Consider the following 14,026-nt stretch of genomic DNA (forward strand, 5'->3'; position numbering starts at 1 on the left):
TTGTAAAAGCTGTGTCATGTTTTGAGGGATCGACAGCATTAGATGGCGGTAAACAGTGCCTTTAATTTTCTCATTACAAAAGATGATAAGTAATTGATGTAAAGATTGGTTTTATGAATTTATAAAGTTCAAGAGTTTTGACGACACTAGAGGTTAGGTCAAAAGAGGTTAGATAAATTTACGGCCCTCAGAATGAGAGCCGTAGAAGGTTAATTTGCTTATTTAGTGGCTTAGAAGCTTTAGTAAATTAGAAGATTAAAACTTCAAAAACCTAGAAGCACAATAAATCCGATATTTAACGAAATCAGTTCGAAGGCTTGAACTGAGATTTACGCATACGGTTCAGAGCAGCCATCACATCTAACGTTCTTGGTTTCGCTAGGTCACCGTAGTTAGGCATGTTAGCGTGCCATTCGTTTTCTAAAATAGCGTTAAACTCTTTAGCAGGGTTGTTTGACCAACCTGGAGTTTGTGCGAATTGGAACCAAGCCCAACCGATCGCATTCACTTCAGACGGTGATTCTAATTGCTCAAGCGCAGAAAGGTCTGCAAACTCTTTACCAAAACGCAGTGACTCTTTGCCTTTAGCATTAACACGGAATTTACCGTCAGTCAGAATGTTCATCAGTGAAGCACGGTTCAATGAACGCGGTACAAACGTTTCTAAAGCAGTTTCACATTCGTTAGTACGCTGAGTAGGGTGCTGAGCAATCACGTCTTTTGCTTTTTCAGTCACATCTACCGCTTGGTAGTCGTGCATTTGAATCACAGTGTTCGCGACATCTAGGTAATCACCAGAGCCACCCATTACAACAATGGTAGAGATATCCATCTCTTCACTAAGCTGACCAATGCGGTCGACAAGTGGTGTGATTGGCTCATCGCCTTTTGACACTAGCGCTTGCATACGCTCGTCACGAATCATGAAGTTAGTCGCTGACGTATCTTCATCGATAAGTAGAGTTTGAACGCCGGCTTCAATCGATTCTTGTAACCAAGCCGCTTGAGACGTAGAACCTGACGCATCTTGTGTGCTGAAGTCAGATGTGTCTTTCTGCATTGGTAAATGGTTGATGTAGTTTGACAGGTTCAAGCTGTGCACACATCGACCATCTTCAGCGCGGATCTTCATCGTATCAATCGCAGTTACAATGCCTTCGCGACCGTCACCAGGAATATGGTTGTAGATAGAACGTTCAACGGCGTTCAACAGTGTCGATTTACCATGGAAACCACCACCAACGATCAGCGTAATGCCTTTTGGAATGCCTAGGCCGGTCACGTCACCTTGGTTTGGAGTATTTAACGTAACACTCAATGATTCTGGAGCCGCGAAAGGTACCGCGTCTTTCATTGGAAGGTCGCAGTTACCCGCGATACGAGGTAACACACTGCCGTTTGCAACGAAAGCGGCTAGGTTGTTTTCATCCAATTGAGCACGCAGCGCTTCTTGGTCTTCAACGGCTTCACAATGTTTGATCATTGCATCGATGTTTAACTCACGCTCAAGCGTCGCGCGACGAATAAACTTCGGTAAGTAGAAAGTGATGATGTTGTTCGCTTTCTTAGCAAGAATGCTACGACCATCAGCTGGTAAATTAATACGGAAACGAATTTCGATGCCGTGGTCTGTGAATACAACAGCTGTGTTGTCTAATACGGTTTGACCCGTCAGCGCGATAGAAACGGTCGACTCTTGTTTCGCGAACTCAGAGAAGCTACGTGCGATAAAGTCACGAGCGGCTACTTGGTATTCGTAAGATTTTTCTTTCAGCCAATCTAACCCGGTCAAAGACCACGCGCGCGTTGCACGAAAACGAGAAGCTGACGCGTATGGGTCACCTTGGATGTGGTCGATGTGTAATTCAAAATCAGCAAAGTCGTATTGACCTTTAATTTGTTGATATGCACGGTAGTTTTGTTTTTCGAGCTTTTTAAGCTTTGCAGTCAACTGATCCATAACGAGGAATGCCTATATAAGGGGAAAGATAAAAACAGAAAGGCGGCGATTATAAAAATCACCACCTTTAGAGTAAAGAGAAAGTAGGCCTAAATCCAAAACTAACTGCTCTTTTTCGCTTTAAGCGTAACGAGTTGTCCCCAAATAGTTTTGATTGATTAAGCTGTGTTCGAATTCTTGGCTCGGCATTGGTCTTCCGTAAAGGTAACCTTGGCCCACATCGCAGCCTTCGTTAATAATAAATTGCTCCTGAACCTCCGTTTCTATGCCTTCAATCGTCACTTTTAAGTCGAGCTTTTTGGCAATTTGGACAATAGAACGAACAATTTCCGAGTCTTCGTGTGAGTTGAGCATTTGGTCGATAAAGCTCTTATCAATCTTAATGGTGTCGAATGGGAACTTCTTCAGATAACTGAAGGAGGCGTAGCCCGTACCGAAGTCATCTAGTGACAATGTAACGCCAATATCGTGCAAAGATCCCAAGGTATTCTTGGCAACCACTTCATCTGCTATCAGTCCACTCTCCGTAACTTCAAGTTCTAAGAAACGAGGCTCTAAATGATAGGTTTCGAGTAGGTGAACCACTTGTTCCGCAAAGTGTACGTTCTTGAGTTGAATTGCAGACACATTCACAGCCATCTTGAAATCTTCAACGTATTCGGACCACTCTTTGGCTTTTTCAATCGCATTGCGTAAAACAAAGCTGCCCACTTCGAAAATCAAACCGTTTTGTTCAGCCATGTGGATCAGGGTTTCGTTAGAGATATCACCCAAAACAGGATGTCGCCAACGAAGCAAAGCTTCAGCACCGACCCAGCGATGCGTCAACGGGCTAACTTTGGGTTGAAAGTAGAGCATAAGGTCATCATTACGAACGGCTTGAAGCAAATAGCCTTCGATCTTATTAATGTGAGTTTGTTCTTCGGTATGGGATTGAGAGTAGTAAGCGAACTTTTGTCCTGAATCTTTGCAGGCTAACATCGCTTCAGAAGATTTCTGCAGAATGCTTTCCGCGTCATCTTCGTCGTTCGTAATTGCAATCCCAATAAACGCGTGCAAATGCACTTTGTCACTTTCGATGTCGAATTCTGAATGACCAACTTTAACGAGCGTCTGGCAAAGTTCTTCAAGGCGATGGTGTAAATCTTTAACGCTAAACGCCAATACGAGGTCAACCGAAGTAGGGCGTGCAGTTAATACATCGATATCAGAAATACAGTCGATGCGTTTTCGGTATTCAACAAGCACTTGGTCTAACGCGTTATAGCCGTAGCGTGCTTGTATGCGTCTACCGTTGGTAAAACCAATATGAACGACTGCAAATGAGCTGTCTGTCAGCCTTCTCTGTGACAGTAGCTTGTGGTTTAAGCGAGATTCAAATGCGTTTCGGTTTAAAAAGCCGGTGCCGAGGTCGTGATTCTTTTGGAAGTTAATCTTCTGTTCAGCCGCTTTTCGTTTATCAATTTCTTGATTCAACGAGTAATTAAGGCTCGCGAGATCTTTAGTGCGATTGTAAACGCGGTTTTTTAGGTCGCGATTCATTTGGGTAAGCTTAGCATGCTGAAACAGGGTTTTAAGCTGAGACTCTATCGAGGTGCGAAAGCTCTGTAAAAGCTTGATATAGGTGGGGGTGTAGTGGTTTTCTTTCGAGTCTAAAATGCAGATAGTGCCAAATAATTCACCATTCGGCCAAAGCAGCGGAATGCCACAATAAGAGATTAAGCCAAGCTTCGTGTCGGGGTTGTTTTCCCAATCAACATCGGCAAGCGCATTGGGTACCACAAGTTGCTGCTGGGAATCCATCACCGTCTCACAGTAAAGCCCATTGCCTAGGGTTTCAGAATCACCTTTGTTGTAAGGGTTATTTTCATTTCGGCTGGTCGAGAATACTTCAATATAATTGGCGTGAACACGCATGATCAGTGCGGCGGGCACTTGAGTGATTTGAGCCAAGAGGTCAACAATATTTTGCCAACCAGACACCATATCGTCTGGGATATCTAAGTCTACTGTTTTTATCTTCTTCATATGACTCCGAGTCAATTATGCTAAATGCATCAACACATCCTGTGTTAATTATGATGAACCAAAGAAAACTATGAACCTTACGTTTAATAAGTATAAGAAATGTTGCACGAAAAAACCTCCGCAATTATGCAGAGGTTTTCAAATGTGAATCCGGGTCTCAGTAATGAGATAATTTTCGTTTAAGGCTTTAACTTTATAAAATCCTCTGTATTAAGTTTTTGGCTATAATCTACCGAGGGTTGAGCAAACCCATTTAATTGCAGAAATTCCTCTTTAAACCCTTGGTAATCACCTAAAGTTTGGAAGTTGTTTTCATCCATCTTTTCTAGTAGTTCAGTTACGTGCGCTTGGGTTTCTGGATCTAATTCCCAATCATCCATACGGATCAATCGCTCACCATCAAGTGGTACTTTTGATTGACCATAGAGTTTACTGCTAAATAGACGCTGCATTTGTTGGATACAACCTTCGTGGGTCTCTTTCTCTTTCATCACCTTATACAAAGCAAGTAAGTAAGGGCTTAATCCAGGGATGAAAACGCTCGCTTTAGTGACTAGGGCTTTACATACCGCAGCGTAAGCGTTGCCATCAAAGTTAGCTAACTCTAGATTAAGAGCGTGGCTGGTTTGGTGAAGGTCGATCTTAGCGCGTCCCAATGTACCGTCTAAATAGATAGGATGTGTGACTTCTGGACCCACATAAGAAAACGCGATTGTCTTACAACCCGGAGCAATAGATTCTGCGTTGATGAGCTCATCTATCCATTGTTCCCAATCTTCGCCTCCCATCACTTTGAGTGTGCTTTCGGCTTCTTCTTCCGTCGCGGCTTCAAGCGTGTTGGTGACCCAGTTGTCGTGTTCCAGAGAAATGGTTGCGCCAGTTACGCTTTCACCAATAGGTTTGATGGCAGAGCGCCAAAACTCATCGGAATCTGGTTTAGGACGAACGCCTGCAGCTAAGCTATAGATAATCAGATCCACTTCACCTTCGAAGTAGGTTTCAATGGCTTCGACAACTTGTGAGCGTGTTTCTTGCGAAAATGCGTCGCCAACGATGTTGATAGCAGTGCGTTGCTCTCGTTCGGCTTCTTTTTTGAAGTAGATGTTGTTGTACCAACCAGCACTACCTAGGGATTTTTCGTTTGGACCGCGCTCGAATGAGACGCCGATAGTGTCAGCTTTTGCGCCGCCAAAGGTAAGGGCAATACGAGCGGCAAGGCCAAAGCCTGAGGAAGCGCCGATAATCAGTACTCGTTTAGGGCCATCTTTGATTTGCGGCGCACTCTTAACAAACTTGATTTGTTGCTTTACGGCTTCTTGACAGCCAAGAGGGTGAGCGCTTTTGGCTACCACACCCTTGATAACAGGTTCGATCAGCATAAATAACCTTACAGTTAACGGTGATATGCACTCAGGCTAACGTAAAGCTGTGTAAAATTTATTGAGCTAGACCATTAAAACTTAAAGATACTGATATAATTCTTCGGCGACGAATTCAGCAATCCAAGGTTGAGCTTCTGGTTTTGGATGCAGTCCATCGTTCATCATCCACTCAGGTTTGAGGATGATATGCTCTAGGAAAAACGGCAAAAGTGGCACGTTTTGTTGATCAGCAAGCGCTGCAAAAACGTATTCAAACTGCTGGTTGTAACGCTTTCCGTAATTTGGTGGGATTTTAATCTGCATCATTATAGGTTTGGCGCCCGCAGCTTTTATCTGCTCAATGATCTGCTCAAGATTTGCAGACATCAGCTTAGGTGGGAAACCACGAAGTCCATCATTCGCACCAAGTTCGATAAGAACGGTGTCTGGAGCATGTTCTTCAAGCAATTGTGGTAGGCGGGCTAAACCATTGCCCGTTGTATCACCAGAAATACTCCCGTTAACCACGGTTACCGTTTTGTCATGCTTTGCTAACGCGTCTGGTAACAGGCTTGGCCAACTCTGTTTGATGTCCATGTTGTAACCAGCACTCAGGCTATCACCAAGGACCAGTAACTTAGAATCTAAGCGGGTATCTTGAGCCAAAGAAGCGGTTGAAAATAAAATAAAGAATAAAAAGGAAATTAGTCGAGTCATGCATACATCCATCATTAAAGCAGAAGCTGTTTCGAAGACAGTGTCTACTAATCAAGAACATTTAACAATCCTAGAGCACGTCGATATCGATATTCGTGAAGGCGAAACTGTCGCGATTGTTGGCACGTCTGGCGCGGGTAAATCGACCTTAATGACGCTGCTTGCTGGTCTTGATGTACCAACGAAAGGCGAAATCAGTTTATTAGGACAGCCACTTTCACAGCTTGATGACGAGGCAAGAGCGAAGATCCGCAGTGAATCGGTAGGGTTTGTATTTCAAAGCTTCTTGTTAATTCCAAGTCTTTCAGCGCTAAAAAATGTCACGTTACCTTGTTTGTTAAAGGGAGAAGACGAAGACATCGAACGCGCGACTGCTCTGCTTGAATCAGTAGGCTTGAAAGACAGGCTTGATCACTTACCGTCGCAGCTATCTGGTGGTGAACAACAAAGGGTCGCGTTGGCGCGCGCATTTATGATTAAGCCAAAAATTCTTTTTGCCGATGAACCCACAGGCAACCTAGACCAACAAACGGCAGCCAAAATTGTTGAGTTGTTGTTTGAATTGAACTCATCCCATGGCACAACTTTAGTTTTGGTGACACACGATCCTAAGCTTGCACAACGTTGCCAAAGAACACTCAAGATGCATGTCGGTCAGATAGAGGAAGTCTAAATTGAATTCATCAAACGGACTGAATAAACGCCTGTTTTCATGGAGTATCGAAGAGATTCGACACGGTCAGCTTTGGCCAGTTTCAATCGCTTTAACGCTTATTATTGCTTGTGTATTTGCATTGTCGGCGTTGGCCGAACGTATGGAGCAGGTAATTGTTAAGCAGGGCAAAGATGCGCTTACTGCCGATATCGTGTTTATCTCAGCAAACCCAGTTCCACAATCCTTATTAGACCTCACTCAAGTTGAACAGTTAGAAAGCTCTCAGTTGACTCGTTTTTCAACCATGGCATTCAGTGACAACTCGATGCAGTTAGTGACGGTGAAAGCGGTTGAAAGTAATTATCCATTACGCGGTGAAATGATCTTAGTGGGTGCTGATAAAGCATCAAGTAACCATGTTGAGCCAGGGGAACTTTGGTTAGACGAGCGTATATTTGCACAGTTAGAGGTTGAGATTGGTGACGTTGTCACTATTGGCGATGCCGATTTAGCGATAACTGGACGAATCACTCAAGAACCAGGCTTAAGCTTTAACCCATTCCAACAGATGCCAGCCGTTCTGATTCATACAAGCGATATTGATGCCACGGGAGCGATTCAACCGGGCAGTCGTGTTAGTTTTAGGCTGTTTCTCAACGGTGATGATACAAAACTGCAAGCCGCGCAAGACAGCGTAGAATTAACACCAAGCGATCGCTGGCGTACTCAAGATTCTGCGAGCCGTACTAACGACATGTTCGAAAGCACGACTCAATATCTTTCGTTAACCGTTGCTATTGTTGTGATCATGGCTGCGACCACTTTGGTACTCACTTGCCAACATTATGTTGCGAGTCGCCGTAAAACCATCGCGATGCTTAAGAGTTTGGGTGCAAGCAAGCAGTGGATCGTTAAATGGTTGTCTGTACAGGTATCTTTATTAGTGGTTATCGGTGCAGTACTGGGAATAACTATCGGTATCGGCTTAGAGTTTTTGCTTCGTATACCTCTGGGTGACTTATTACCAACGCCACTTCCTAGCTATGGTATTGAACCTGCAATCTTGGCGATTTTATCAAGCATCTTAATTGGTGTTCCTGCTCTTGGTATCCCGTTAATTGGCTTGGTCAATACCTCGGCAATCAGCGTTATCCAATCAAGTCACCAGTCCAATGAAAGCTACAAGAAATATTTGTTGTTACTGGTACCGATTATTCCAATGATGCTGATGTATGGCGACAATCTATTGGTATGGATAGTTCTAGCGGGTATCGCTTGCCTGTTCTTAGTACTTGCGGTCGTCAGTACGCTTGTTCTGCGTTTGGTTGGCAAGTTACCGACATCTACGTCTATGCGTTTAGCATTGAGCAGAATTAATCGCACACCTTTAGCAACGGGGATTCAATTTGGCTCTTTAGCGCTTTCACTGATGTTGCTGTCTATCATCTGGTTGGTAAGAAGTGATTTACTGTCAGATTGGCAGCAAACCTTACCCGAGAACGCACCAAATGCGTTTGCACTTAACATTGCAAGCTATGAAAAAGACAGTTATCTCGAGACGATTGATGCAAACGAAGTAGAGCGTACTCAAGCGTTTCCAATTATCCGAGGACGACTGACGACGATAAACGGTGTCGAAGCATCGGAATACAGTGATACCTCTGGAGAAACAGACGCACTAAGCCGTGAGATCAACTTCACTTGGGGAGATAGCTTACCTAAGTACAATGAAGTATTAGAAGGTAACTGGACACAAGAGCATGGCGTATCTGTAGAATCGGATGTCGCGGAGCAACTGGATCTAAAGATTGGCGATGAGCTGTCATTCACAATCAACAGCCAGAATGTTTCTGCCAAGGTGAATAGCATCCGCAAAGTCGAGTGGCGAGAAATGAAGCCGAACTTCTACTTCATTTTTACTCCAGATGTCTTGAGTTCAATCCCTTCTACTTGGCTAGTGAGCTTCAGATTAGAAGAACAACACAATCAGATGCTCAACGAACTCTCTCGAAATCATCCAACCGTGAGTTTGATGGATATTCGTAAGATGGGTAGCAAGATCCAAGAGTTGCTTAAGCAGATTGTTTGGTCGATTACCGTACTTGCGGCGTTAGGTGTGGTGGCGGGGCTGTTGCTTATCTTCACTCTATTGCGATTGAGCTTATCTCAAAGACAACAAGAGATACGCTTGTATCGAACATTAGGCGCGAGTAAGAAGCGAATTCTCAATACTATTTGGTGTGAGTACGGTTTAATGGCGTTAGTCGCAGGCTCAATTGCAGCCCTTGGTTCTGAGCTCAGCGTGGCAGGAGTGATGAACTTTGGTTTTGAGTTACAACCTTCACTTCACCCGATGTTGTGGATAGCGCTACCGGTGCTAACGTTCATCACATTAGCCGCGGTAGTGAATAGCTTAATCAAACGTTTGTTGGCACCAGTAAACAAGGATTTTGGCTAGTCGTTAGCGAGATCTAGCCAAGCGCTTAAAACGGTCTAAAAGTGAGATTATTTATACTTAGTCATGCACTATTTATAATACGTCGCTTTAGACCGTTTTTTATTTAACCAACCGGTAGCATAAGTAAAAAATATCGCACCTTAGATTCCACTGTTTTTAGCATTTTTTAAAACTAATTACCCAATAATGCCGATTTAATGAACAGCGGTTAGTCCCTGTAAACAAAGGGTTTGCGCAACTTAGCAAGAACGTTATCAACAGTTATCCACAAAAACGGTGGATAACTTTAGGGATAAGTTAACCGCTATGTTTTAAGAGTACTGAGGCAGCCTTTATGTGGCGTCACTTAGGACAAATTTGACTGTTAGAATAACCTTTAAAACCCTATCTGGAGTTATTGAGTCAAGAGATTATTTATGTTTTTTACATAGATATTAAATCCCGCCTATCTAAGACCTTGATAAAAATGTGTTTTAATTCATCGCAGAACAAAAGTAGAATAGAGGCAGTTAATCTTATTCTACAGAACACGATGAACCACAACAAAACGGATACAAATCAACCTTCTATTGCCATTGTTGGTGGTGGTATTGCCGGAACAACGAGCGCGATTCACTTTAGTGAGTTGGGTTTTAAGGTCACTATCTTAGAAAAAGGGCCGAGTTTGGTTAATGGTCCACCAATTTGCCACCTGCACGCTGGCGGCAATTTGTATCGAGATATTTCTGTAGAGCAGTGTCTTCAATTGCTCACACAGTCAATTGATACCGTCCGCTTATTCCCTCATACGATCAATATTCGTCCGACAATCATCGCCGTTCCGCACAGTGATGGTGGAGAGCCGTTGGATCTGCTTCCTCGTCTCAAGATAATCAAAAGCGCTTATGCCGATCTTGTTAAACAAGATAAAAGCAACCAAGTGCTCGGTGATCCGGAAGAGTATTATAAGCTGTACAGCAAAGAAGATTTATTAGCACTTTCTGCGAAAACACAGCCTCTGAAACCAACATCGCTTGATGATTGGTGTATTCCTTTCGCCAAGCATACGGATTTAGAGACCCTAAAGTATCCTGTTGCGATGGTCCAAGAGTATGGCTGGAGCGTATTCCGACTTTCTGCGACCGCTCAACTCTCTTTGGGGCAACAAGCTAACTGTACTGTGTTAACCAACAGCCGATTACATTCTGTTGAGTCGACAGGTCAAGGTTGGTCTTTGACTTATACCGATGCCGAAAACCAAAGCTGCCAACTAACGACCGATTACTTGATTAATGCGAGTGGGTTTGAAACGGGTATCGTAGATGACTTTGTTGGCTCTAAGCAGCAAAGACTTGTTGAGTTTAAAGCTGCATACGTTACAGAGTGGCCATATTCGCAAGAATGTAAGGAAGAGTGGCCAGAAGTTATCTTCCATGGCCCGAGAGGCACACCGCAAGGCATGGCGCAATTAACGCCGTATGCTGATGGTATGTTCCAACTTCACGGCATGACAGAAGGGATTACTCTGTTTGAGGGTGGGCTTGTTTCATCGTCAACAGACTCGTCACAGCCACAGTTGCCTTCGAAGCTGCTTAAGAAAATCGTATCGGGTTGGAGTGAAGATCAGCTTGAATTAAGAACTCGCGCGGCAATAACGCATATGTCTCAGTTCATCCCAAGTTTCAGTTCTGCATTGGTCGGTGGTAAACCTTTGTTTGGTGCACAACAGATTCCGGGAACCGATCCAAGCTTAAGAGCTTCAGACGTTTCATTCTGTGGGGATCGCTATGCTCGACTTGAAGTAGTAAAAGCTTCTTCAACATTAGAAGCTGCACAAAAGGTCGCTGAGCAATGGTTTGATGTATCAGAGGCGGCATCTATTGAAGACACACACTCAGTGACAATGTCACTTAATCTAAATGATATTGAAAACAGAGCGATAGATTTGACACAAGAACGTGGATACCCAGAAGCGCTTGCCAAGGTGTCAGGTCAAGATCACGCTTAATAGCCTATAATTAGTCTATCATCATCGACTGCGTTTAATTTCTTCAATTCGGCTTACTGTAATAGGTAAGCCGAATCTTCATTTCAACATCTGCTTAGATACCGAACCTCATCTAAATGACATCTTCCTAGTTGATTATTCTCAGCTACATAGCATTTAGCACATAACACATCGCAAAAACTAATAGCCGAAAAACTGAGCCCATTGGCACCAAACATCTTGTAAGCCCAAGCGATCGCCCTTGCTGAACGATATCGCATGTCCAGGTTTTGCTTGCGCCAAGCGTGGTAAATCGATTCTGGCGACACATCCTATCTTCGGATAACCACCTATGGTCTGTCTATCATTAAGCAGCACGATAGGCTGTCCATCTTGTGGAATTTGAATCGCACCTAGGGCAATGCCTTCTGACAATAGCGAAATGTCAGGCGAGTCTACGGGCTCGCCACTGAGTCGATAACCCATCCGATTAGAGTTTTGGTCAACGTGATACTGCGCGTTATACAAAATCTCTCTTGCTGACTCGGAGAATAGCTCGCTTTGATAGCCTTCAATCACTCGTAGGTTCACGGGTAGATTGTAATCAGGCGTGTATCGGAAGGTAACACTCAACGCTTTAAATGGATGAGAGAGTTGGTGTTGGGTAAAAGCGATTTGTTGCCCTTTCTGGCATGGCTCGCCATCTTGCGTTAATCCACCAATCTTTTCACGAGTGACTGTAGAGCAGCTATCAAGAGTTGATGGAACATCGAAACCGCCCTTAATGGCTAAATACGCCCTTAGACCATTTTTAGGCAAACCAAATGAGAGAACTTGCCCCTTAAAAGCTTGAAAAGTGCTCCAGTTAGCCTGTGGTTTACCATCGAGTTTCGCTTGTAAATCACCCCCGCATAGTGCCATCTCGCAATCAAAATCGATTCTCAACGCACATTGCCCAAGCGTGATTTCCAACGCCGCTTGGTTGACTGGGTTGCCCAATAGATGGTTAGCCCAGCTATAAGAGTAGTCATCAACCGGTCCACCTTGCGTTAATCCAAGATGAGCAACACCAAATCGCCCAAAGTCTTGAATCAAACTCAACGGGCCGGGCTTAATCACTGTCAGTGTTGGTTTAGTTTTTGTCTTAGCCATTTACGATGCCTCCACCCAACTCTACAAATTCTTTTTTTGAAATCGCTATGAAACGGACGGTATCACCAACATTAAGCAGAGACAGTGGTCTTTGCGTGATATCGGCGTTCTTCAACTGGCTATGATCGAACAACGGAAGTGGGCAATTGCCAATAATATTCCAACCGCCCGGTGAATCCGAAGGGTACACAGCTGTTTTCGTATCCGCGATGGCGATACTGCCTTTGGGCACAATTAAGCGGGGTGTGGAGTGACGGGGCAAGGCAAGCTCATTAACCACATCCGACATAAAGGCAAAGCCAGGCGTAAACCCAATCGCACTGACGCTGTATGTCTGTGAGGTGTGATGTTGAATTATCTGGTCGAGCGACAGGTCTTTGTTTTGATATCGGTCTAAATCGAGCGCCGTTTCTGGTGAGTAATAGGCAGGAAGCTCAATCGTATCGCGAGTTTTACTAACACTAGAAAAGGACGACAGAGCATGACTCAACAAATTATTGAGCTGTTCAATGAGCTGCTGTTCTGATATTCGATAAGGGAGGTAGTCGACCAATATTGTTTGGTAAGCCGGTGTCACATTCATCAACACCGATGCTAAGTTTTGGCGAATGGCATCGGAAAAGTGAGCTATGTATTGCGCATATTCGGCGCTAGATTGATTATTTGAAGGCGATAGCGTCAAGGTCACCAAAACGCTGCATTCCGCGACTGGCGCTATATTGAATTCAATCTGATTCGTCGTCATTTCGTTTCCATACGTTTGTTATCTTGCCTTTTTTAGCTTACTTGGCGTGTCTCACTTCCGTGTCCAAGCCAATACAAATCAATTAGATCTCACGAGCGATTAGACCATGCGTCATACCAATCACACGCTTCATACTAATTAAAAGCGTTGAGGTCTTGTCTGATTTTTCTAATTAATGCGATGGATTGAGGGTTATCACCATGAACACAGATAGTATCAGCTTCAATAGGCAGTCTTTCGCCCTCTAAAGTCGTAACCGAGCCATAGTTAATGATTTGCATAACTTGGTTATAGATATCGTCTTGATTGACGTAAACCGAGCCTTTTTGAGTACGTGGCGCTAATTGTCCGTTATTTAAATAAGCACGGTCGGCAAACGCTTCAAACAAGAGAGGCAAGTCATGGTCGTCAGCAATATCCAAATACTGTTGATTGTCTGATGAAGAGAGAATCATCAACGGGATGTTAAACTCAGCGACGGCTTGGGCTACCGCATTGAACACATCAATGTTTGCCATCATATCGTTATAAAGAGCGCCATGAGGTTTCACATAGCCAACAGTGGTATGGTGATAGCGGCAAAGGGCTTGTAATGCACCGACTTGATAACAAACCAGCTCACTGATTTCGTCCATGGTGTGTGGAATAGAACGGCGACCAAAACCAACGAGATCTTGATAACCGGGATGAGCACCAATTTGGGTGTGATAGTGCTGCGCCAGTTTTATCGTCTTGGACATAACGTGCGGATCAGACGCGTGGAAGCCACAAGCGATGTTTGCCATATCGACCCATTCCATGACCGACTCGTCATCGCCCATCTTCCAATTGCCGAAACTTTCTCCCATGTCGCAATTAAGCAAAATCTTCGTTGTCACGTGGTGCTAATCCTTTACGTTGAGGTAAGTAATGACGGTCTTATAAATACCATAAATAAACAGTGACCTAACTCAAACTTTCGACACCGTAGATTTACCAGTATGG

General features: G+C 44.0%; 10 protein-coding genes. 3 read left to right on the forward strand and 7 right to left on the reverse strand.

What is annotated here, in order from left to right; translation table 11 throughout:
- Positions 1-304 precede the first annotated feature (304 nt).
- From AB4209_RS05065 to AB4209_RS05080, 4 genes are all read right to left on the reverse strand, one after another.
- Positions 305-1,960, reverse strand: a complete 1,656-nt coding sequence (locus tag AB4209_RS05065; RefSeq protein ID WP_372055040.1) for a P-loop domain-containing protein — start codon at positions 1,958-1,960, stop codon at positions 305-307.
- Positions 1,961-2,080: 120 nt separating this feature from the next.
- Positions 2,081-3,988: a GGDEF and EAL domain-containing protein gene (locus tag AB4209_RS05070; protein WP_102333628.1), complete on the reverse strand. Its 1,908-nt coding sequence runs from the start codon at positions 3,986-3,988 to the stop codon at positions 2,081-2,083.
- Positions 3,989-4,167: 179 nt separating this feature from the next.
- A complete protein-coding gene (fabV, locus tag AB4209_RS05075) occupies positions 4,168-5,367 on the reverse strand; it encodes an enoyl-ACP reductase FabV (protein ID WP_017060078.1) in 1,200 nt (399 codons plus the stop codon).
- 81 nt (positions 5,368-5,448) lie between these two features.
- Positions 5,449-6,066: an arylesterase gene (locus AB4209_RS05080; protein ID WP_017060079.1), complete on the reverse strand. Its 618-nt coding sequence runs from the start codon at positions 6,064-6,066 to the stop codon at positions 5,449-5,451.
- Here AB4209_RS05080 and AB4209_RS05085 point away from each other — a divergent pair.
- The 3 genes from AB4209_RS05085 to AB4209_RS05095 all read left to right on the forward strand — a co-directional run bounded on the left by AB4209_RS05085 (position 6,065) and on the right by AB4209_RS05095 (position 11,166).
- The gene (locus AB4209_RS05085) at positions 6,065-6,739 is read left to right on the forward strand and encodes an ABC transporter ATP-binding protein (protein ID WP_372055042.1); all 675 of its coding nucleotides are present in this window, start codon (positions 6,065-6,067) and stop codon (positions 6,737-6,739) included. The two genes, AB4209_RS05080 and AB4209_RS05085, sit on opposite strands and share 2 nt — an antisense overlap.
- A gap of 1 nt (position 6,740) precedes the next feature.
- Complete coding sequence (locus tag AB4209_RS05090) at positions 6,741-9,179, forward strand: ABC transporter permease (protein WP_102333627.1); 2,439 nt, start codon at positions 6,741-6,743, stop codon at positions 9,177-9,179.
- A gap of 532 nt (positions 9,180-9,711) precedes the next feature.
- Positions 9,712-11,166 carry an FAD-dependent oxidoreductase gene (locus tag AB4209_RS05095; RefSeq protein WP_372055044.1) on the forward strand — a complete coding sequence of 485 codons (1,455 nt, stop codon included), beginning with the start codon at positions 9,712-9,714 and terminating at the stop codon, positions 11,164-11,166.
- A gap of 180 nt (positions 11,167-11,346) precedes the next feature.
- Here AB4209_RS05095 and AB4209_RS05100 read toward each other — a convergent pair whose 3' ends face one another.
- The 3 genes from AB4209_RS05100 to AB4209_RS05110 form a co-directional block, all read right to left on the reverse strand.
- Positions 11,347-12,297 carry a biotin-dependent carboxyltransferase family protein gene (locus AB4209_RS05100; protein WP_372055045.1) on the reverse strand — a complete coding sequence of 317 codons (951 nt, stop codon included), beginning with the start codon at positions 12,295-12,297 and terminating at the stop codon, positions 11,347-11,349.
- The gene (locus AB4209_RS05105; protein WP_372055047.1) at positions 12,290-13,042 is read right to left on the reverse strand and encodes an allophanate hydrolase subunit 1; all 753 of its coding nucleotides are present in this window, start codon (positions 13,040-13,042) and stop codon (positions 12,290-12,292) included. Before AB4209_RS05105 ends, AB4209_RS05100 begins: the two co-directional genes overlap by 8 nt.
- A gap of 134 nt (positions 13,043-13,176) precedes the next feature.
- Positions 13,177-13,920 (reverse strand): 5-oxoprolinase subunit PxpA, encoded by a 744-nt coding sequence (locus AB4209_RS05110; protein WP_017060084.1) that lies wholly within the window; start codon positions 13,918-13,920, stop codon positions 13,177-13,179.
- Between the last annotated feature and the right edge of the window lie 106 nt (positions 13,921-14,026).

Source organism: Vibrio sp. 10N.286.48.C11, from assembly GCF_041469805.1.
In the GTDB taxonomy this organism is placed as follows: domain Bacteria; phylum Pseudomonadota; class Gammaproteobacteria; order Enterobacterales; family Vibrionaceae; genus Vibrio; species Vibrio crassostreae_C.